This is a genomic window from Pseudomonas sp. UC 17F4 (genome assembly GCF_900101695.1).
In the GTDB taxonomy this organism is placed as follows: domain Bacteria; phylum Pseudomonadota; class Gammaproteobacteria; order Pseudomonadales; family Pseudomonadaceae; genus Aquipseudomonas.
The window spans coordinates 5,346,403-5,365,911 of record NZ_FNKV01000001.1; the positions used below are offsets into that span (position 1 = coordinate 5,346,403).

Genomic DNA, 19,509 nt, shown 5'->3' on the forward strand with positions numbered 1-19,509 from the left:
TGCTACAAAGAGCCATGGCAACGCCAACCCAACGCCGCCGACCATGGCATAATCCTTCACCATTTTTTCCCAGGGGGGCAAGACATGACCAAACGCGACACGCCATTGCACCTTTATGGAATCAAGGCCTGTGACACCATGAAGAAAGCCCGCACCTGGCTCGAAGAGCAGGGCCTGGGCTACGATTTCCACGACTACAAGGCCCAGGGCATCGACCGTGCAAGCCTTGAGCGCTGGTGCGATGAACATGGCTGGCAAACGGTACTCAACCGCGCCGGCACCACCTTCCGCAAGCTCGACGACGCCCAGAAGGCCGATCTCGACCAGGCCAAGGCCATCGAACTGATGCTGGCCCAGCCGTCGATGATCAAGCGCCCTGTGCTCGACCTCGGCAAGCGGACCCTGGTCGGCTTCAAGCCTGATTTGTACGCGGCCGCCCTTCAGTAACCCGGCGCCGAGCTTTCATTCAATTTCGCAAGAGGTAACTGCATGTCCACTACCCTGTTCAGCCTGGCCTTCGGTGTCGGCACCCAGAACCGTCAAGGCGCCTGGCTGGAAGTCTTCTACGCCCAACCGCTGATCAACCCGGCTGCCGAGCTGGTCGCGGCCATCGCCCCGGTCCTGGGCTATGAAGGCGGCAACCAGGCGATCGCCTTCAGCACCAGCCAGGCCGCGCAGCTGGCCGAAGCCCTCAAGGGTGTCGATGCTGCCCAGGCCGCACTGCTGACCCGCCTGGCCGAAAGCAACAAGCCGCTGGTGGTCACCCTGCTGGCCGAAGACGCCGCATTGACTTCCACCCCGGAAGCCTACCTGAAGCTGCACCTGCTCTCTCACCGCCTGGTCAAGCCACATGGCCTGAACCTGGCCGGGATCTTCCCGCTGCTGCCAAACGTTGCCTGGACCAGCCAGGGCGCCGTCGACCTGGCCGAGCTTGCCGAGCAGCAACTGGAAGCGCGCCTGAAGGGCGAGCTGCTGGAAGTATTCTCGGTAGACAAGTTCCCGAAAATGACCGACTACGTCGTCCCTGCCGGCGTGCGTATCGCCGACAGCGCCCGTGTGCGCCTGGGTGCCTACATCGGCGAAGGCACCACCATCATGCACGAAGGCTTCGTCAACTTTAACGCCGGCACCGAAGGCCCGGGCATGATCGAAGGCCGTGTTTCCGCGGGCGTCTTCGTCGGCAAGGGTTCGGACCTGGGCGGCGGCTGCTCGACCATGGGCACCCTGTCCGGTGGCGGCAACATCGTCATCAAGGTTGGCGAAGGCTGCCTGATCGGCGCCAACGCCGGTATCGGCATTCCACTGGGCGATCGCAACACCGTCGAAGCCGGCCTGTACATCACCGCTGGCACCAAGGTGAACCTGCTGGACGAGAACAACCAGCTGGTCAAGGTGGTCAAAGCTCGCGACCTGGCTGGGCAAACCGACCTGCTGTTCCGCCGCAACTCGCTCAACGGCGCAGTGGAGTGCAAGACCCACAAGTCGGCCATCGAGCTGAACGAAGCGCTGCACGCCCACAACTAAGTGGTACCATCGGGTCTGGCCTAACGCCAGGCCCGATTTTCAGGTCCGATCATCATGTTCCAGCCCTCCCCCTGGCGCGCTGACTTCCCAGCCATCGACGCCCTGCAACGCCAGCACCAGACCTACCTGGACAGCGCCGCTACCACGCAAAAACCGCAACTCCTGCTCGATGCCCTGAGCCACTATTACGGCCATGGTGCTGCCAATGTGCACCGTGCCCAACACCTGCCCGGCGCCCTGGCTACCCAGGCCTTCGAACGCAGCCGCGACAAGGTCGCCGGCTGGCTGAACGCCGCCGACAGCCAGCAGATTGTCTTCACCCACGGCGCCACCTCGGCCCTGAACCTGCTCGCCTACGGGCTTGAGCCGCTGTTCGAGGCCGGTGACGAAATTGCCATCAGCGCCCTCGAACACCATGCCAACCTGCTGCCCTGGCAACAGCTGGCCCAGCGTCGTGGGCTCAAGCTGGTGGTGTTGCCACTGGACAACCGCGGCCTGATCGATCTGAACATTGCCCTGCAACTGATTGGCCCGCGTACCCGGGTGCTGGCGGTCAGCCAGCTGTCCAATGTCCTCGGCGCCTGGCAGCCGCTGGAGCCCCTGCTGGCCCATGCCCAGGCCCAGGCCCAAGGTGCGCTAACCGTGGTCGACGGTGCCCAGGGCGTGGTCCACGGCCGTCACGACGTTCGCCAGCTGGGCTGCGATTTCTACGTGTTCTCCAGCCACAAGCTCTATGGCCCGGACGGTGTCGGTGTGCTCTACGGCCGCAGTGAAGCCCTGACGCGCCTGCGACACTGGCAGTTCGGCGGCGAGATGGTCCAGGTCGCCGACTACCACAGCGCCAGCTTTCGCCCGGCGCCCCTGGGTTTTGAAGCCGGTACGCCGCCGATTGCCAGCGTCATCGGCCTCGGGGCCAGCCTCGATTACCTGGCCGGCCTGGATGCCAATGCTGTTGCCGAGCATGAAGCCGGCCTGCACCGCCACCTGCTGCGTGGCCTCAACGACCGCGAAGGCATCCGCCTGCTCGGTCAGCCGCAAGTGGCCCTGGCCAGTTTCGTGGTCGAGGGCGTGCACAACGCTGACCTGGCCCACATGCTCACCGAACAGGGCATCGCCGTACGCGCCGGCCATCACTGCGCCATGCCGTTGCTGAAAAGCCTCGGCCTGGACGGTGCCATCCGCGTATCGCTGGGCTTGTACAACGACTCCGACGACCTGCAACGCTTCTTCGACGCCCTGGATCAGGCCCTGGAGCTGCTGCGATGAGCCTGCCTGTCGCTGCGCAGCAAGCCCTCGACTCGTTCTCACAAGCAGCCGGCTGGGAACAACGCGCGCGCCTGCTGATGCAATGGGGCGAGCACCTGGTGCCCTTGAGCGAAGAAGAAAAGTCCGAAGCGAACCGAGTCCATGGCTGCGAAAGCCAGGTCTGGCTGGTGGCGGCACAGCAAGATGGTCAGTGGCGCTTCAAAGGCGCCAGCGATGCACGGATCATCCGCGGTTTGCTGGCGCTGCTGCTGGTGCGGGTCGAGGGCCTGTCCAGCGCTGAGCTTGCGCAACTGGACCTGCCCGCCTGGTTCAACCAGCTAGGCCTGGGCCGCCAGCTCTCACCCTCGCGCAGCAACGGCCTGAACGCCGTGCTGCAACGCATGGCTCAGCTTGCCGCAGGTGTCTGAGCCTGGCGCTCGGACGGGCGCCGAGCGCCGGCCACAAGCTTTTCCACCGCTTTGCTGGCGGCGACCATGCCGAAGGTCGCGGTGACCATCATCACCGCGCCGAAGCCGCCTGAGCAGTCCAGCTTAACCCCTTCGCCAACAAAACTCTTCTGCAGACAGACGCTGCCGTCACCCTTGGGGTAGCGCAGCTGTTCGGTGGAAAACACACAGGGCACGCTGTAGTTGCGGGTTACCGTGCGGGAAAAGCCATAGTCGCGGCGCAAGGTCGAACGCACCCGCGAGGCCAGCGGATCGTTGAAGGTCTTGTTCAGGTCGGCGACGCGGATCTGGGTTGGATCGATCTGCCCGCCGGCGCCTCCGGTGCTGATGATGGTGACTTTGTGGCGCTTGCACCAGCCGATCAGCGCGGCCTTGGCCATGACGCTGTCGATGCAGTCAATCACACAGTCGATGTGTTCGCCGATGTACTCGGGCAGGGTTTCCTTGGTGACGAAATCCACCACCGCATGCACCTTGCACGCCGGGTTGATGGCCCGCAGGCGCTCGGCCATGACCTCGGCCTTGGCCCGGCCGATATTGCCTTCCTGGGCATGCAGCTGGCGGTTGGTATTACTGACGCAGACATCATCGAGGTCGAACAGCGATATTTCGCCCACGCCGCTGCGGGCCATGGCTTCGGCCGCCCAGGAGCCGACCCCGCCGATACCGACGATAGCCACATGGGCCTCGCGCAGGCGCTGCAGGCCGTTGTCACCGTATAACCGGGCGACACCGGCAAAGCGTGGATCTTCTGTACTCATGGCCCAACCCCGAAAAAACCGGCGCGTATTATAGGCCTCTTGGGGTGCGATGACACCCTGCCGTGGCCGCCACCCGAGTCATGCATTGGTCAAGGCAGTTGTAATCCTGCTTTAATGCCCTATGCAATCCAAAGACTTGGACGACAAAAGTACGGGCTAAGAACTTCAGCTCCTGAAGCCAATCCAATCTTCTGCCACCGACCTGTTCTTACACAATCTGAGCAGGAAGCACGCAGGATTCGCGCCTCATGGCGCCCGCCCGTTCCACCTTTCGGAACCCGAACTATCTATGTCATCGCGTAAATTTGGTATCAACCTGGTAATAGTCATGGCTATCGCCGCGCTATTCACCGGGTTCTGGGCGCTGATCAACCGCCCGGTTTCCGCCCCCAACTGGCCGGAGCAGATTTCCGGTTTCTCCTATTCGCCGTTCCGCCAGGGCGAAAGCCCGCAAAAGGGCCAGTACCCCAGCGAGGACGAACTGCGCCAGGACCTCGAGCAGCTCAGCAAGCTGACCGACAGCATCCGCATCTATACGGTGGAAGGTACCCAGGCCGAGATTCCGCGCCTGGCCGAAGAGTTCGGCCTGCGCGTGACCCTGGGGGTGTGGATCAGCCCGGACCTTGAGCGCAACGAACGGGAAATCGACAAAGCCATCGAACTGGCCAACAGCTCGCGCAGCGTGGTGCGGGTGATGGTCGGCAACGAAGCGCTGTTTCGCAAGGAAATCACCCCCGAAGCACTGATCCAGTACATGGACCGCGTGCGCGCGGCAGTAAAAGTCCCGGTGACCACCAGTGAACAGTGGCACATCTGGAAAGAACACCCGGAGCTGGCCAAGCATGCCGACCTGGTAGCTGCGCACATCCTGCCGTACTGGGAGTTCATCCCGATGAAGGATGCCGGCCAGTTCGTACTGGATCGTGCCCGCGATCTGAAGCAGCAATTCCCACGCAAACCGCTGCTGTTGTCTGAAGTCGGTTGGCCGAGCAACGGCCGCATGCGCGGCGGTGCCGATGCCACCCCGGCAGACCAGGCCATCTACCTGCGCACCCTGGTCAACAAACTCAACCGCCAGGGCTACAACTACTTTGTCATCGAAGCCTACGACCAGCCGTGGAAGGCCAGCGACGAAGGCTCGGTGGGTGCCTACTGGGGCGTGTTCAACGCTGCCCGCCAGCAGAAATTCAACTTCGAAGGCCCGGTGGTGGCCATTCCGCAATGGCGTGTGCTGGCGGTCGGCTCGGTGGTGCTGGCGATGCTCTCGCTGACCCTGCTGCTGATCGACGGCTCGGCCCTGCGCCAGCGCGGGCGCACCTTCCTGACCTTCATCGCCTTCCTCTGCGGTTCGGTGCTGGTGTGGATCGGCTACGATTACAGCCAGCAATACAGCACCTGGTTCAGCCTCACCGTGGGCTTTTTGCTCGCCCTCGGCGCCCTTGGCGTGTTTATCGTGCTGCTCACCGAGGCCCATGAACTGGCCGAAGCGGTGTGGATTCACAAGCGCCGCCGGGAGTTCCTGCCGGTGCAGGCCGACGCCGCGTACCGACCGAAAGTCTCGGTGCATGTGCCGTGCTACAACGAGCCGCCAGAGATGGTCAAACAGACCCTCAACGCCCTGGCCGCGCTGGACTACCCGGACTACGAAGTCCTGATCATCGACAACAACACCAAGGACCCGGCGGTCTGGGAGCCGATCAAGGCGCACTGCGAGATGCTCGGCGAGCGCTTCAAGTTCTTCCACGTCGCGCCCCTGGCCGGCTTCAAGGGCGGCGCGCTGAACTACCTGATTCCGCATACCGCCAAGGACGCCGAAGTGATCGCGGTGATCGACTCGGACTACTGTGTCGACCGCAACTGGCTCAAGCACATGGTGCCGCACTTCGCCGATCCGAAGATCGCCGTGGTGCAATCGCCCCAGGACTACCGCGACCAGAACGAAAGCACCTTCAAGAAGCTCTGCTACAGCGAATACAAAGGCTTCTTCCATATCGGCATGGTCACCCGCAACGACCGTGACGCAATCATCCAGCACGGCACCATGACCATGACCCGCCGTTCGGTACTCGAAGAGCTGGGCTGGGCCGACTGGTGCATTTGCGAAGACGCCGAACTGGGCCTGCGGGTGTTCGAGAAAGGCTACTCGGCGGCGTATTCCCACGAGAGCTATGGCAAAGGCCTGATGCCCGACACCTTCATCGACTTCAAGAAGCAGCGCTTTCGCTGGGCCTATGGCGCCATCCAGATCATCAAGCGCCATGCCGCAAGCCTGTTGCGCGGCAAGGACTCGGAACTGACCCGTGGCCAGCGCTACCACTTCCTCGCCGGCTGGCTGCCGTGGATCGCCGATGGCATGAACATCTTCTTCACCGTCGGCGCCCTGCTGTGGTCGGCGGCGATGATCATCGTGCCGCAGCGGGTCGACCCGCCGCTGCTGATCTTCGCGATTCCGCCGCTGGCGTTGTTCGTGTTCAAGGTCGGCAAGATCGTGTTCCTCTACCGCCGCGCGGTGGGCGTGAACCTCAAGGACGCCTTCGCCGCGGCCCTGGCCGGCCTGGCGCTGTCGCACACCATCGCCAAGGCAGTGCTGTACGGCTTCTTCACCAGCAGCATCCCGTTCTTCCGCACGCCGAAGAACGCCGACAGCCATGGCTTGCTGGTGGCGCTGTCAGAGGCCCGTGAAGAGCTGTTCATCATGTTGCTGCTGTGGGGCGCAGCGGCCGGGATCTACCTGGTCCAGGGCCTGCCGAGCAACGACATGCGCTTCTGGGTGACCATGCTGCTGGTGCAGTCGCTGCCCTACCTGGCGGCGCTGATCATGGCCATGCTGTCGTCACTGCCAAAGCCTGTGGATGCCGCGCAGCCGGCCCAGGCTTCCTGAGCCTTGAGATAACCTGTAGGAGCGGCGGTGCGCCGCTCCTACAGGACTCTGAATTGCTATAAGATAACCCCCCTCGAATTCGTGCCCTGCCTTGCCCCGGAGCTCCCCATGACGGCCCCAGCCGACCTCTCGCCTACCCTTGAACTGGCCTGCGACCTGATTCGCCGTCCGTCGGTTACCCCGCTGGACTTCGACTGCCAGAAACAGATGATGCAACGCCTGGGCGATGCTGGTTTCATGCTTGAGCCGATGCGCATCGAAGACGTCGACAATTTCTGGGCCACCCATGGCACCCAGGAAGGCCCAGTGCTGTGCTTCGCCGGCCATACCGACGTGGTCCCGACCGGCCCGGTGCAGGCCTGGCAGAACGATCCGTTCGATGCCCTGATCGATGCCGACGGCATGCTCTGCGGGCGTGGCGCGGCTGACATGAAAGGCAGCCTGGCCGCCATGGTAGTGGCCACCGAGCGCTTCGTCGCCGACTACCCCAACCATCGCGGCAAGGTCGCCTTCCTGATCACCAGTGATGAAGAAGGCCCGGCCCACCACGGCACCAAGGCCGTGGTCGAGCGCCTGGCCGCGCGCAACGAGCGCCTGGACTGGTGCATCGTCGGCGAGCCGTCGAGCACCAGCCTGGTCGGTGACGTGGTCAAGAACGGCCGTCGCGGCTCGCTCGGCGCCAAGCTCACGGTGCGCGGCGTACAGGGCCACGTGGCCTATCCGCACCTGGCCAAGAACCCGATCCACCTGGCCGCTCCGGCACTTGCAGAGCTGGCTGCCGAACACTGGGACGAAGGCAATGCGTTCTTCCCGCCGACCAGCTTCCAGATCTCCAACCTCAATTCCGGCACCGGCGCCACCAACGTGGTACCGGGCGAGCTGACCGCGCTGTTCAACTTCCGCTTCTCTACCGAGTCGACGGTCGAAGGCCTGCAGCAGCGGGTTGCCGCCATCCTCGACAAGCACCAGCTCGACTGGCACGTGGACTGGGCGCTGTCGGGCCTGCCGTTCCTGACCGAGCCGGGCGATTTGCTCGACGCAGTGTCGGCCAGCATCAAGGCGGTCACCGGCCGTGAGACCAAGGCATCGACCAGCGGCGGCACCTCCGACGGGCGCTTCATCGCCACCCTCGGCACCCAGGTGGTCGAGCTGGGCCCGGTCAACGCCACCATTCACCAGGTCAACGAGCGGATCCTGGCCAGCGACCTCGATGTGCTGACCGAGATCTACTACCAGACCCTGACCCGGTTGCTTGCCTGATGCTCACCTGCCCGATCTGCAGCGCCGCGCTGAGCACCCTCGACAATGGCGTGGCCTGCCCGGCCGGCCACCGTTTCGACCGTGCCCGCCAGGGTTACCTGAACCTGTTGCCGGTGCAGCACAAGAACAGCCGTGACCCGGGCGACAACCAGGCCATGGTCGAGGCCCGCCGCGACTTTCTCAACGCCGGCCATTACGCCCCGGTGGCCCGCCGCCTGGCTGAGCTTGCCGCCGAACGCGCACCCGCGCGCTGGCTGGACATCGGCTGTGGCGAGGGTTACTACACCGCGCAAATCGCCCAGGCGTTGCCCGAGGCGGACGGTTATGCCCTGGACATCTCCCGCGAGGCGGTCAAGCGCGCCTGCAAGCGCAACCCGGCGCTGACCTGGCTGGTGGCAAGCATGGCCCGGGTACCGCTGGCCGATGGCAGTTGCCAGTTCCTCGCCAGTGTCTTCAGCCCGCTGGACTGGCAAGAGGCCCTGCGCCTGCTGAGCCCCGGCGGCGGCCTGATGCGCGTCGGCCCGACCAACGAGCACCTGATCGAACTGCGCCACAAGCTCTACGATGAAGTACGCGACTACAGCGACGACAAGCACCTGGCGCTGGTCCCCGAGGGCATGCATCACGCCCATAGCGAAACCCTGAAATTGCGCCTGAGCCTTGCCGACGGCAAGGCCCGCGCCGACCTGCTGGCCATGACCCCTCATGGCTGGCGTGCCAGCGCCGAGAAACGCGCGCGCGTCATCGACCAGGCCGAGCCTTTCGAGGTCACGGTATCGATGCGTTACGATTATTTTGTGCGCCAAGACTGAGCGCACCCGGAGCCCCTATGCGCCAACCCGATATCGAGATCTACCTGAAAGACGCCGAGGTCGACCACAAGCAGATCGCTGCCTGGCTCAGCGAAGCGCTTGGCCCGTGCAGCGACTGGCAGCAGAAAGGCCAGACCTACAAGTGCAGGGCCGGTAACATTCCAGTTACCTGGTTACCGAAGGCTGTGGGCAAATGGAACAGTCTTTACCTGGAGAGCGACCAGACCCCGTGGGATGATGACATTGCCTGCGCACGCGCAGCCTTTGCCGCGCTGAACGTCGAAGTGCGCTGTGCACCGGGCAGTTGGGTCGAGGAAGAAGGTGAAGAAGATGCCGATCGCTGGATCCGCATCAGTGCCGACGGTGAAGAGGAAATCACCTGGCGGACCAGCTGAAAACTGTCTTCGAAAAGGCCCGCCCCGGTCGTCCGGCGGCGGGCCTTTTCGCTGGTGGGCCCAGGCTCGAGGCTTGTGGCCCGGCGCTTACAGACCGACTACGTCTTCTGCCTGCAAGCCTTTCTGGCCCTGAGTCAGATTGTATTCGACCTGCTGCCCCTCGAGCAGGGTGCGATGCCCCTCCCCGCGGATGGCACGGTAGTGAACGAACACGTCCGCGCCACCTTCACGCTGAATGAAACCGTAACCTTTTGCGTCATTGAACCACTTTACACTTCCAGTCTCACGAGACGACATCTGCACTACTCCGGATTTTTATTTTGGAATCGCCTTGCATGCAGAGGGGTCACGGCCCCCTGCCGACGCAGCTTGCACAAATCTCTTGCAAGCGGCGGACCGAGTATATGACACACTTAAATTAATTTTCATGACCGGGGCGCTTTTTGCTGAACTTGCGCAGATACGGCACACTAGTCGACTGAGCAAATACTCAAAAATCTCATCCAGAGCACACACCGTATGACCCGTTCCCCCTTGCGCCGCCTGATCTTCGGCGCCCTGCGTCGCCTGTTGTACCTGTGGGTTCGCTCCGAGACCATCAACCAGTCATCCTTTACCCTGAACCTGGATCGCAGCCGGCCGGTGTTTTACGCCCTGCAGTCGCCGTCGCTCACCGACCTTGCGGTGCTCGACCGCGAATGCACCAAAGCCGGGCTGCCACGCCCGGTGCTGCCGGTCGCCGTCGGCACCCTGCACGAGCCGGCAGCGTTCTTCTACCTGACCCCGGAGCCCGACTGGCTCGGCCGCCAGGACAAGCGCGGCGCCCCGCCGACCCTGGCACGGCTGGTCAACGCCATCAGCCAGCATGCCGAAGAAGACGCGCAGATCATCCCGGTCAGCGTGTTCTGGGGCCAGTCGCCGGCCAGCGAATCCAGCCCGTGGAAGCTGCTGTTTGCCGACAGCTGGGCGGTTACCGGGCGCCTGCGGCGCTTGCTCACCGTGCTGATCCTGGGGCGCAAGACCCGCGTGCAGTTCTCGGCGCCGATCCACCTGCGCGAGCTGGTGCAGCACAACAAGGGCCACGAGCGCACCGTGCGCATGGCCCAGCGCCTGCTGCGGGTGCACTTTCGCAACCTCAAGACCGCCGTCATCGGCCCGGACATCTCCCACCGCCGCAACCTGGTCAAGGGCCTGGTCCACGACCCGCTGGTGCGCCAGGCTATCGCCGATGAAGCCGAACGCGAGAAGATCCCGCTGGCCAAAGCCGAAGCCCAGGCCCTGCGCTACGGCAACGAGATCGCCTCGGACTACACCTACACCGCCATCCGCTTCCTTGAAGTGGTGCTGAGCTGGTTCTGGAACAAGATCTACGACGGCATCAAGGTCAACCACATCGAGCAGGTGCAGGGCATCGCCCCGGGCCACGAAGTCATCTATGTGCCGTGCCACCGCAGCCATATCGACTACCTGCTGCTGTCCTACCTGCTGTTTCGCAACGGCCTGACCCCGCCGCACATCGCCGCCGGCATCAACCTCAACATGCCGGTGATCGGCGGCCTGCTGCGCCGTGGCGGGGCGTTCTTCATGCGCCGCACGTTCAAGGGCAACCCGCTGTACACCGCGGTGTTCAACGAATACCTGCACACCCTGTTCACCAAGGGCTTCCCGGTCGAGTACTTCGTCGAAGGCGGCCGCTCGCGCACCGGGCGCATGCTCCAGCCGAAAACCGGCATGCTCGCCATTACCCTGCGCAGCTACCTGCGCTCCTCGCGCACGCCAATCGTCTTCGTGCCGGTGTACATCGGTTATGAACGGGTGCTCGAAGGCCGCACCTACCTGGGCGAGCTGCGCGGGGCGAGCAAGAAAAAAGAATCTATCTTCGACATCTTCAAGGTCATCGGCGCGCTCAAGCAGCGCTTCGGCCAGGTGGCGGTCAACTTCGGCGAGCCGATCCGCCTCGGCGCCTTCCTCGACCAGCAGCAACCCGGCTGGCGCGAACAGGAGCACGGCCCGCAGTTCCGCCCGGCCTGGCTCAACGAAACCACCTCGCGCCTGGGCGAGAAAGTCGCCCAGCACCTGAACGAGGCGGCGGCGATCAACCCGGTCAACCTGGTGGCCCTGGCGCTGCTCTCCACCAGCCGCCTGGCCCTGGACGAGCGCGCCCTGGCGCGGGTGCTGGACCTGTACCTGGCGCTGCTGCGCAAGGTGCCCTACTCGCCGCACACCACCCTGCCCGAAGGCGATGGCCTGGCGCTGATCAGCCACGTCAAGGGCATGGACCTGCTGGCCGAGCAAAGCGATGCGCTGGGCAAAATCCTCTACCTGGACGAGCAGAACGCCGTCCTGATGACTTACTACCGCAACAACGTGCTGCACATCTTCGCCCTGCCAGCCTTGCTGGCGAGCTTCTTCCAGAGCAGCTCGCGGATGAGCCGCGAACTGATCCTGCAGTACACCCGGGCCTTGTACCCGTACCTGCAATCGGAGCTGTTCATTCGCTGGGAGCTCGATGAGCTGGACGCGGTGGTCGACCAGTGGCTGGAGGCCTTCGTCGAACAGGGCCTGCTGCGCTTCGAGAACGGCGTGTACCTGCGCCCGGCACCGAGTTCGCGGCAGTTCGTGCTGCTGACGTTACTGGCCCGGGCCATCACCCAGACCCTGCAGCGCTTCTACATGGCTACCGCGTTGCTGCTCAACAGCGGCCAGCACACCCTGAGCGCCGAAGAGCTGGAAGACCTGTGCGTGATCATGGCCCAGCGCCTGTCGATTCTGCATGGCCTGAACGCCCCGGAGTTCTTCGACAAAACCCTGTTCCGCCACTTCATCCAGACCCAGATCGAGCAAGGCGTATTGCGCCCGGACAGCAACGGCAAACTTGGCTACCACGAAAAACTCAGCGAACTGGCCGAGGGCGCGGCCAAGCGCGTGCTGTCGGCAGAGGTGCGCCTGTCGATTCGCCAGGTCGCCCTGCAGCGCAGCGAAGAAGCCACCGAAACTGCGGTATAGGCCATACTGGCCAGTGCCTTTGGAGCAACACGAATCGAACCGCCTGGCGACCGCAACCGCGGCGCCGGCGCTAAGGAGCTACTGATGAAAAAACTGTCCCTGATCCTTCTTGGCAGCCTGCTGGCCGCGTGCAGCAGCACCCCTGAAGCCCCCAAGGCCAGCCTCGACGGCGAGGTCTTCTACCTGCAACGCATCGCCCTGCCGCCCGCCGCCACCCTGAGCGTGGCCCTGCAGGACGTGTCGCTGATGGACGCCCCCGCCGTTACCCTGGCCAGCCAGAGCGGCCCGGTCAAAGGCAATGTGCCGCTGCCCTTTCACCTGAGCTACGACCCGGCCCAGGTCAAGCCCGGCCACCGCTATGCAGTGAGCGCGCGGATCGAACTGGACGGCAAGCTGCTGTTCATCAACACCGAGCACCATGGCGTGCAACTTGATGGCAACGACCCGCAGCCGGTACGCATCAAGGTCGATGCCGTTCGTTGATTGATTGTTTTTCCTTCGTATAAGGATGCTGCCATGTTCCGCCCCGCTCTAACCTTCACCGGCCTGTGCGCCGGCCTGTTGCTGTCGGCCAGCGCCCTGGCGCTGTCGCTCGGCGACCTCTCGCAAAAAGATGCCTCCACCGGCCTCAAAGACGCCCTGACCCAGGGTGCCCAGGTAGCGGTGAAACAACTGGGTACCCCGGGTGGCTTCAGCAATAACCCGGATGTGCGCATCGAACTGCCCGGCAACCTGGGCAAAGTCGCCAAGAAGATGAAAGCCTTCGGCATGGGCGCCCAGGTCGATCAGCTGGAAACCAGCATGAACAAGGCCGCCGAGGCCGCCGTGCCGCAAGCCCAGGCGCTGCTGGTGGATGCCGTGAAGAAGATGACCGTGGACGATGCCAAGGGCATCCTCAGCGGCGGCAACGACTCGGCTACCCAATACCTGAGCAAAACCAGCCGCGAGCAGATCCGCGCCAAGTTCCTGCCGATCGTCAAGAAAGCCACCGACCAGGTCGGCCTGGCCCAGCAGTACAACACCTTCGCCGGGCAAGCAGCGACCCTGGGCGTGCTCGATGCCAAGAACGCCAACGTCGAAGGCTACGTGACCGAGCAGGCGCTCAACGGCCTGTTCGAGATGATTGCCAAGCAGGAAGAAACCATCCGCCAGAACCCGGCGGCGGCAGCTACCAGCATTGCCAAGAAGGTGTTTGGCGCGCTGTAAGCGCCAGCTACAAGCTTCAAGCGGTAAGCCACAAGCAGTGTGAACAGCACCTCTTGCAGCTTGCCGCTTGTAGCTCTCAACTGCTCTTTCTGACCCTGAACCACGCCGCATACAGCGCCGGCAGGAACAACAGCGTCAACGCCGTCGCCACGATCAAGCCACCCATGATCGCCACCGCCATCGGCCCGAAGAACACGCTGCGTGACAGCGGGATCATCGCCAGCACCGCCGCCAGGGCGGTCAGTACGATTGGCCGGAAGCGCCTTACTGTCGCCTCGATAATCGCCTGCCAGCGGTCCAGCCCGGCAGCGATGTCCTGCTCGATCTGATCGACCAGGATCACCGAGTTGCGCATGATCATCCCCGACAGGGCGATGGTCCCGAGCATCGCGACAAAACCGAACGGCTGGCGGAACACCAGCAAGAACAGGGTCACGCCGATCAACCCCAGGGGCGCGGTGAGGAACACCATCACCGTGCGCGAGAAACTGCGCAGTTGCAGCATCAGCAGGGTCAGGACCACGACGATGAACAACGGCACCCCGGCGTTCACCGATTTCTGCCCGCGAGTGGAGTCCTCCACTGTGCCACCCACGTCCAGCAGGTAGCCATCGGGCAGCTCGGCACATATCGGGTCCAGGGTCGGCAGGATCTGCTTGACCAGGGTGACCGGCTGTTCCTTGCCATAGATGTCGGCGCGCACGGTGACGTTGGGCAGGCGGTTGCGGTGCCAGATCACACCTTCTTCAAAGCCGTATTCCAGGGTTGCCACCTGCGACAGCGCCACACTGCGGCCATTGTCGGTAGGCACCGCCAGGCTCGGCAGGTTGGCAAGCTCGCTGCGCTCCTGCTGGGTACCGCGCAGGAGGATCTCGATCAGCTCGTTGTCCTCGCGGAACTGGCTGACAGCCGAACCAGTCAGCGAGCTTTGCAGGAACTTCGCCAGGTTCGCCGTGCTCACCCCCAGGGCGCGGGCGCGGTCCTGGTCGATGTTCAGGTAGACCACCTTGCTCGGCTCTTCCCAGTCCAGGTGAACGTTGACCACGTGGGGGTTCTCGCGCACCTTGGCGGCCACTTTGCGGGCCAGGGCACGCACCTGCTCGATGTGCTCACCAGTGACCCGGAACTGTACCGGGTAACCCACGGGCGGGCCGTTTTCCAGGCGCGTGACCCGCGAACGCAGGTCGGGGAACTGCTCGTCGAGGGTTGCGATCAGCCAGCTACGCAGCTGTTCGCGCTCCTCGATGGTTTTCGCCAGCACCACGAACTGGGCGAAACTCGGCGCCGGCAGTTGCTGGTCGAGTGGCAAGTAGAACCGCGGCGAGCCGGTGCCGACATAGGCCACATAGTTGTCGATGCCGGCGCGTTCCTTGAGCAGCGCTTCCAGGCGCTTGACCTGATCGGCGGTGTTGCTCAGCGAGGCGCCTTCGGCCAGCTTCAGATCGACCATCAGTTCCAGGCGCCCGGAAGCCGGGAAGAACTGCTGGGGCACGAAACGGAACAGCAAGATGCTGCCGACAAACAGCGCGATGGTCGCCACGATCACCGTCTTGCGCCGCTCCACGCACCAGCCCACCAGGCGCCGCACGCGCTGGTAGAACGGCGTGCCGTAAGGGTCAGGGCCGCCTTCGGCGGTGCCGTGCTTGGCCGCATGCAGCTTGGCCAGGTCAGGCAACAGGCGCTCACCCAGGTACGGCACGAACACCACCGCGGCAACCCAGGAGGCGAGCAAGGCGATGGTCACCACCTGGAAGATCGAACGGGTGTATTCACCAGTGCCGGATTGCGCGGTGGCAATCGGCAAGAAGCCTGCGGCGGTGATCAGGGTGCCGGTGAGCATCGGGAAGGCGGTGCTGGTCCAGGCGTAGCTGGCGGCCTTGAACCGGTCGAAACCCTGCTCCATCTTGATCGCCATCATCTCCACGGCAATGATCGCATCATCCACCAGCAAGCCCAGGGCCAGCACCAACGCGCCGAGGGAGATCTTGTGCAAACCGATGCCGAAGTAGTACATGGCGGCAAAGGTCATCGCCAGCACCAGCGGAATGGCCAGGGCCACCACCAGGCCGGTGCGCATGCCCAGCGAGAAGAAGCTCACCAGCAAGACAATGGCCAGCGCTTCAACCAGCACCTGAACGAACTCGCCGACGCCGGTCTTCACCGCCGCTGGCTGGTCGGAGACCTTGCGCAGCTCCATGCCGGCCGGCAGGTTGTGGGCAATGCGGGCGAACTCGGTTTCCAGCGCCTTGCCCAGCACCAGAATGTCACCGCCAGCCTTCATCGACACCGCCAGGCCGATGGCGTCCTCGCCCATGAAGCGCATGCGCGGCGCGGGCGGATCGTTGAAGCCCCGGCGCACCTCGGCAACATCGCCGATACGGAAAGTGCGGTCACCGACCCGGATCGGGAACTGCTGGATCTGCTCGACCGTGGTAAAGCGCCCGCTGACCCGCAGTTGCAGGCGCTCGCTCGGCGTCTCGAAGAAGCCTGCGGTGCTCACCGCGTTCTGTTCTTCCAGCGCCTGTTGCACCGCTGCCAGGGGCAGGCCGAGGGTGGCCAGCTTGAGGTTGGACAGCTCGATCCAGATCTTCTCGTCCTGCAGGCCAAGCAGCTCGACCTTGCCGACATCCTTGACCCGCTGCAACTGGATCTGCACGCGGTCGGCGTAGTCCTTGAGCACGGCGTAATCGAAGCCGTCACCGGTCAGCGCGTAGATATTGCCGAAGGTGGTGCCGAACTCATCGTTGAAGAACGGCCCCTGGATACCCTGCGGCAAGGTGTGGCGGATATCGGCAACCTTCTTGCGGATCTGGTACCAAAGCTCGGGGATATCGGCCGAATGCATCGAGTCGCGGGCCATAAAGGTGACCTGCGATTCACCGGGCCGCGAGAACGAGACGATCTTCTCGTACTCGCCGGTTTCCATCAGCTTCTTTTCGATACGCTCGGTGACCTGGCGTGAGACTTCCTCGGCGCTGGCCCCTGGCCAGTTGGTGCGAATGACCATGGCCTTGAAGGTAAACGGAGGGTCTTCGCTCTGCCCCAGCTTGGTGTAGGACAGCGCGCCGACCACAGCCAGCAAAATCATCAGGAACAGCACGATCTGCCGATTGCGCAGGGCCCAGGCGGAAAGGTTGAAACCCATCGGGACTTACTCCTTGGCCGCCAGATTCACCACACGATTGGACCGGTCCACCGGACGAACCTGCTGCCCTTCCTGGAGCACATGCACGCCGGCCGCCACCACCCAGTCCGAGGCATTCAGGCCTTCGAGCACTGGCACGCTGTTTTCACCGTAGGCACCCACCCGCACCGGTACGCGCTTGAGGGTGTTGTTGGCATCGACACGCCAGACGTAGGTCTGGCCGTTTTCTGCGGTCAGCGCCGAGAGCGGCACCGCCAGGGGAATGTTCTCGGCGTGCTGGATGTACACCCGGGCGCTTTGCCCAAGCTCGGCCGGCACCTTGCCGGCGGTAAAGGCGATGCGCGCAGCGAAGGTTCGCGAGCGCGGGTCGGCCGAAGGCGACAGTTCGCGAATCCGGCCATTGAAGCGTTGATCCGGTTGCGACCAGAGCTCCACCGCCACCGTCTGGCCGACCTTGAAGCGGCCAAAATTCTGCTCAGGCAGGCCGATCAGCACTTCGCGCTCGCCATCGGCGGCCAGGGTGAACACCGTCTGCCCCGCAGCCACCACCTGGCCCACCTCAACCTGGCGCTTGGCGATCACGCCGTCCTGGGACGCGCGCAGTACGGCATATTCTGCCTGGTTGCCGGCGACGTCGAACTCGGCGCGCACTTGCTTGAGCCGGGCCAGGCCAGCACGGTAGAGGTTTTCGGCGTTGTCGTATTGCGAATGGCTGACCATCTGCCGGTCGAGCAGGGTCTTGTAGCGGTCGCGCTCGGCCTTGACCAGGTTCAGGTTGGCTTCGGCAGCGGCCAATTGGGCACGGCTGGCTTCCAGTTGCAGGCGCACATCCTGGGGGTCGAGTTCGGCCAGTGGCTGTTCGGCCTTGACCCGCTGCCCCTCCTCGACCAGGCGCTTGCTGACCTTGCCACCGATGCGGAACGCCAGCTCCGGCTCGAAGCGCGCACGCACCTCGCCGGGGTAGCTGTCGGCGGCGGCGCTGGCCGGCTGCGGCTGCACCACCATGGCCGGACGAAGGGAAGTCTGCGGTGCGCTTTCCTGCCCGCAGGCAGCAAGCAACAGCACGAGACCAACGGGCAAAGCGAGGGGCAAGGCATGGCGCAACATGATGGATGACCTTTCGCGAATGGCGCTTTGAATATTTATACTGGCGGGTATATTAAATCAGGGAACCGGAGCGGGGAAGCAGGCCTGCGCGAGAAATCCCATATTTACGCCGGGAGCAGCGCGTCGATTTTTGCCCGCCGAAATGCCGGTCGCGATGTACCATGTGCACTTACTGGAATATGTAACTTTTCACTCATGCCCAAAGTCACCGCTGCTACCGGCCCCGGCCGGCCCAAGGACCTGGCAAAACGCCAGGCCATTCTCGAGGCAGCCAAGGCGCTGTTTCTAACCCTTGGCTATGCCAACACCAGCATGGATGCGGTCGCGACAGCGGCAGGTGTGTCAAAACTCACGGTCTACAGCCACTTTACCGACAAGGAGACGCTGTTCTCTTCGGCAGTGGTCGCCACCTGCACGGCGCAGTTGCCCGAGCTGATTTTCGAGCTTCCTGAAGGGGTTCCGCTGGAACAGGTGCTGCTGAAGATCGGCCGCGGCTTTCAGGCGCTGATCAGCAGCGACCTGTCGGTCAAGCTGCACCGGCTGATCATGGCCCTGGGCAATCAGGACCCGAAACTCAGCCAGATCTTCTTCGAGGCCGGCCCGTTGCGGGTGCTGCACGAGATGGAGGCGCTGCTGCGCCAGGTGGATGCCCGCGGGCTGCTGCGCATTGAATTGCCGGCCAACGCCGCCGAGCACTTCTTCTGCCTGCTCAAGGGCGCGGCCAACTTCCGCCTGTTGCTCGGCTATGCCCCGGCGCTGGATGCCGAGGCCTCCGAGGCCCATGTGCAAGAAGTGGTGGCGCTGTTCATGCGCGCTTACCGACCTTAAGCCTTGAGGGCTTTTTTTGGATAGATGTCGTAGCGGCTGGATTTGCCTTCCAGGCAGTGGCTGGGCTTGGGCCCGTCGATGATCGGCGCCTTGCGCGGGCGCTTGACCACCACCCGGTGGCTGGCCAGGGCCAGGGCGGCTTCGAGCAGCGCCGGGGCGTCGAGGTCGTCACCAACCAGCGGGCGGAACACGCGCATTTCCTTTTTTACCAGGGCGCTCTTGTCGCGATGAGGGAACATCGGGTCGAGGTAGATCACCTGCGGCGGCTCACCCTGCCAGGTGCGCATACGCTCGATGGCATTGCCGGTGAGCAGTTGCATGCGCGCAACGATCGGGCCCACCTCGGCATCGCTGCGGGCGCGGGCCAGGCCGTCTTCGAGCAAGGCCGCGACCAGCGGCTGGCGCTCGATCAGGGTCATCTGGCAACCGAGGCTCGCCAGCACGAAAGCGTCCTTGCCCAGCCCCGCCGTGGCATCGAGCACCTGCGGGCGCACGCCCTGGGCGACGCCCACGGCCTTGGCGATCATCTGCCCGCTGCCGCCGCCGAACACCCGCCGGTGCGCCGCCGCGCCTTCGACAAAATCCACCCGCACCGGCCCCGGCGCCTGCGCACCGAGCTGCTGGATCTGCAGGCCATCGGCGCCGATCTGCACGGCAAAGCCTGCATTGTCATCGCTCAGCGGCAATCCCAGACGCCGCGCCCACTCGCCAGCCTGGGCCTGATAATCGGCCGTCAATGCCTCGACCCGGATGCCGCCGTCAGCCAGTTGCTCCACCATCAAATCCTGTACTCAAAAAAATTAAATGATCGTCGGCCGCGGCCGATATACGAAGTATTCGCTATTTTGCCAGACCAGCACCCTCTGCGACTG

17 protein-coding genes are annotated in these 19,509 nt (G+C 64.0%); 12 read left to right on the forward strand and 5 right to left on the reverse strand.

Features of this window, described 5'->3' with window-relative positions:
• Window positions 1–84: 84 nt before the first annotated feature.
• From BLR26_RS24405 to BLR26_RS24420, 4 genes are read left to right on the forward strand one after another with little or no spacing between them, the layout of a single operon-like run.
• A complete protein-coding gene (locus BLR26_RS24405) occupies window positions 85–447 on the forward strand; it encodes an ArsC family reductase (protein ID WP_093386686.1) in 363 nt (120 codons plus the stop codon).
• 42 nt (window positions 448–489) lie between these two features.
• Entirely contained in the window at window positions 490–1,524 is a 1,035-nt protein-coding gene (gene dapD / locus BLR26_RS24410) for a 2,3,4,5-tetrahydropyridine-2,6-dicarboxylate N-succinyltransferase (protein WP_045193637.1), read from the forward strand.
• Window positions 1,525–1,578: 54 nt separating this feature from the next.
• Window positions 1,579–2,790 (forward strand): cysteine desulfurase, encoded by a 1,212-nt coding sequence (locus BLR26_RS24415; protein ID WP_093386689.1) that lies wholly within the window; start codon window positions 1,579–1,581, stop codon window positions 2,788–2,790.
• Window positions 2,787–3,197 (forward strand): SufE family protein, encoded by a 411-nt coding sequence (locus BLR26_RS24420; RefSeq protein ID WP_093386692.1) that lies wholly within the window; start codon window positions 2,787–2,789, stop codon window positions 3,195–3,197. The genes BLR26_RS24415 and BLR26_RS24420 overlap by 4 nt, the downstream gene beginning before the upstream one ends.
• Here the strand turns inward: BLR26_RS24420 and tcdA are convergent.
• The gene (tcdA, locus tag BLR26_RS24425; RefSeq protein WP_045193641.1) at window positions 3,176–3,997 is read right to left on the reverse strand and encodes a tRNA cyclic N6-threonylcarbamoyladenosine(37) synthase TcdA; all 822 of its coding nucleotides are present in this window, start codon (window positions 3,995–3,997) and stop codon (window positions 3,176–3,178) included. The genes BLR26_RS24420 and tcdA overlap by 22 nt on opposite strands.
• Before the next feature lie 289 nt (window positions 3,998–4,286).
• Here tcdA and BLR26_RS24430 point away from each other — a divergent pair, with 289 nt between their 5' ends.
• The 4 genes from BLR26_RS24430 to BLR26_RS24445 all read left to right on the forward strand — a co-directional run bounded on the left by BLR26_RS24430 (window position 4,287) and on the right by BLR26_RS24445 (window position 9,345).
• Window positions 4,287–6,878 (forward strand): glycosyltransferase, encoded by a 2,592-nt coding sequence (locus BLR26_RS24430; protein ID WP_093386695.1) that lies wholly within the window; start codon window positions 4,287–4,289, stop codon window positions 6,876–6,878.
• A gap of 108 nt (window positions 6,879–6,986) precedes the next feature.
• The gene (gene dapE, locus BLR26_RS24435; protein ID WP_010224867.1) at window positions 6,987–8,138 is read left to right on the forward strand and encodes a succinyl-diaminopimelate desuccinylase; all 1,152 of its coding nucleotides are present in this window, start codon (window positions 6,987–6,989) and stop codon (window positions 8,136–8,138) included.
• Complete coding sequence (locus BLR26_RS24440) at window positions 8,138–8,950, forward strand: putative RNA methyltransferase (protein WP_093386699.1); 813 nt, start codon at window positions 8,138–8,140, stop codon at window positions 8,948–8,950. The genes dapE and BLR26_RS24440 overlap by 1 nt, the downstream gene beginning before the upstream one ends.
• A gap of 17 nt (window positions 8,951–8,967) precedes the next feature.
• On the forward strand, window positions 8,968–9,345 hold the full coding sequence (locus tag BLR26_RS24445) for a hypothetical protein (RefSeq protein ID WP_093386702.1): 378 nt from the start codon (window positions 8,968–8,970) through the stop codon (window positions 9,343–9,345).
• 87 nt (window positions 9,346–9,432) lie between these two features.
• Here BLR26_RS24445 and BLR26_RS24450 read toward each other — a convergent pair whose 3' ends face one another.
• Entirely contained in the window at window positions 9,433–9,642 is a 210-nt protein-coding gene (locus tag BLR26_RS24450; protein ID WP_038996759.1) for a cold-shock protein, read from the reverse strand.
• A 222-nt stretch (window positions 9,643–9,864) separates the two neighbouring features.
• On the opposite strand from BLR26_RS24450, the gene plsB reads away from it, so the two are divergent.
• The 3 genes from plsB (at window position 9,865) to BLR26_RS24465 (ending at window position 13,557) form a co-directional block, all read left to right on the forward strand.
• Window positions 9,865–12,351: a glycerol-3-phosphate 1-O-acyltransferase PlsB gene (plsB, locus tag BLR26_RS24455; protein ID WP_045193647.1), complete on the forward strand. Its 2,487-nt coding sequence runs from the start codon at window positions 9,865–9,867 to the stop codon at window positions 12,349–12,351.
• 84 nt (window positions 12,352–12,435) lie between these two features.
• On the forward strand, window positions 12,436–12,834 hold the full coding sequence (locus BLR26_RS24460) for a YbaY family lipoprotein (RefSeq protein ID WP_038996762.1): 399 nt from the start codon (window positions 12,436–12,438) through the stop codon (window positions 12,832–12,834).
• A 33-nt stretch (window positions 12,835–12,867) separates the two neighbouring features.
• The gene (locus BLR26_RS24465; protein ID WP_045193648.1) at window positions 12,868–13,557 is read left to right on the forward strand and encodes a DUF4197 domain-containing protein; all 690 of its coding nucleotides are present in this window, start codon (window positions 12,868–12,870) and stop codon (window positions 13,555–13,557) included.
• A gap of 76 nt (window positions 13,558–13,633) precedes the next feature.
• On the opposite strand, the gene BLR26_RS24470 is transcribed toward BLR26_RS24465, so the two are convergent.
• The gene (locus BLR26_RS24470; protein ID WP_093386707.1) at window positions 13,634–16,702 is read right to left on the reverse strand and encodes an efflux RND transporter permease subunit; all 3,069 of its coding nucleotides are present in this window, start codon (window positions 16,700–16,702) and stop codon (window positions 13,634–13,636) included.
• 6 nt (window positions 16,703–16,708) lie between these two features.
• A complete protein-coding gene (locus BLR26_RS24475; protein ID WP_045193650.1) occupies window positions 16,709–17,809 on the reverse strand; it encodes an efflux RND transporter periplasmic adaptor subunit in 1,101 nt (366 codons plus the stop codon).
• Between the two features lie 195 nt (window positions 17,810–18,004).
• Here BLR26_RS24475 and BLR26_RS24480 point away from each other — a divergent pair, with 195 nt between their 5' ends.
• Window positions 18,005–18,637: a TetR/AcrR family transcriptional regulator gene (locus tag BLR26_RS24480; RefSeq protein WP_045193651.1), complete on the forward strand. Its 633-nt coding sequence runs from the start codon at window positions 18,005–18,007 to the stop codon at window positions 18,635–18,637.
• On the opposite strand, the gene BLR26_RS24485 is transcribed toward BLR26_RS24480, so the two are convergent.
• Window positions 18,634–19,416, reverse strand: coding sequence for a class I SAM-dependent methyltransferase (locus tag BLR26_RS24485; protein WP_045193652.1), 783 nt, complete (start codon window positions 19,414–19,416; stop codon window positions 18,634–18,636). The two genes, BLR26_RS24480 and BLR26_RS24485, sit on opposite strands and share 4 nt — an antisense overlap.
• Window positions 19,417–19,509: the final 93 nt, after the last annotated feature.

What these genes read in the sequence shown, in the direction of transcription:
- dapE (WP_010224867.1), top strand. Translation starts at nt 6,987, where the DNA reads ATGACGGCCCCAGCCGACCTCTCGCCTACCCTTGAACTGGCCTGCGAC.
- BLR26_RS24465 (WP_045193648.1), top strand. Translation starts at nt 12,868, where the DNA reads ATGTTCCGCCCCGCTCTAACCTTCACCGGCCTGTGCGCCGGCCTGTTG.
- BLR26_RS24460 (WP_038996762.1), top strand. Translation starts at nt 12,436, where the DNA reads ATGAAAAAACTGTCCCTGATCCTTCTTGGCAGCCTGCTGGCCGCGTGC.
- BLR26_RS24430 (WP_093386695.1), top strand. Translation starts at nt 4,287, where the DNA reads ATGTCATCGCGTAAATTTGGTATCAACCTGGTAATAGTCATGGCTATC.
- BLR26_RS24470 (WP_093386707.1), bottom strand. Translation starts at nt 16,702, where the DNA reads ATGGGTTTCAACCTTTCCGCCTGGGCCCTGCGCAATCGGCAGATCGTG.
- tcdA (WP_045193641.1), bottom strand. Translation starts at nt 3,997, where the DNA reads ATGAGTACAGAAGATCCACGCTTTGCCGGTGTCGCCCGGTTATACGGT.
- BLR26_RS24475 (WP_045193650.1), bottom strand. Translation starts at nt 17,809, where the DNA reads ATGTTGCGCCATGCCTTGCCCCTCGCTTTGCCCGTTGGTCTCGTGCTG.
- BLR26_RS24405 (WP_093386686.1), top strand. Translation starts at nt 85, where the DNA reads ATGACCAAACGCGACACGCCATTGCACCTTTATGGAATCAAGGCCTGT.
- BLR26_RS24445 (WP_093386702.1), top strand. Translation starts at nt 8,968, where the DNA reads ATGCGCCAACCCGATATCGAGATCTACCTGAAAGACGCCGAGGTCGAC.
- BLR26_RS24485 (WP_045193652.1), bottom strand. Translation starts at nt 19,416, where the DNA reads ATGGTGGAGCAACTGGCTGACGGCGGCATCCGGGTCGAGGCATTGACG.
- BLR26_RS24415 (WP_093386689.1), top strand. Translation starts at nt 1,579, where the DNA reads ATGTTCCAGCCCTCCCCCTGGCGCGCTGACTTCCCAGCCATCGACGCC.
- dapD (WP_045193637.1), top strand. Translation starts at nt 490, where the DNA reads ATGTCCACTACCCTGTTCAGCCTGGCCTTCGGTGTCGGCACCCAGAAC.
- BLR26_RS24420 (WP_093386692.1), top strand. Translation starts at nt 2,787, where the DNA reads ATGAGCCTGCCTGTCGCTGCGCAGCAAGCCCTCGACTCGTTCTCACAA.
- BLR26_RS24440 (WP_093386699.1), top strand. Translation starts at nt 8,138, where the DNA reads ATGCTCACCTGCCCGATCTGCAGCGCCGCGCTGAGCACCCTCGACAAT.
- BLR26_RS24450 (WP_038996759.1), bottom strand. Translation starts at nt 9,642, where the DNA reads ATGTCGTCTCGTGAGACTGGAAGTGTAAAGTGGTTCAATGACGCAAAA.
- BLR26_RS24480 (WP_045193651.1), top strand. Translation starts at nt 18,005, where the DNA reads ATGCCCAAAGTCACCGCTGCTACCGGCCCCGGCCGGCCCAAGGACCTG.
- plsB (WP_045193647.1), top strand. Translation starts at nt 9,865, where the DNA reads ATGACCCGTTCCCCCTTGCGCCGCCTGATCTTCGGCGCCCTGCGTCGC.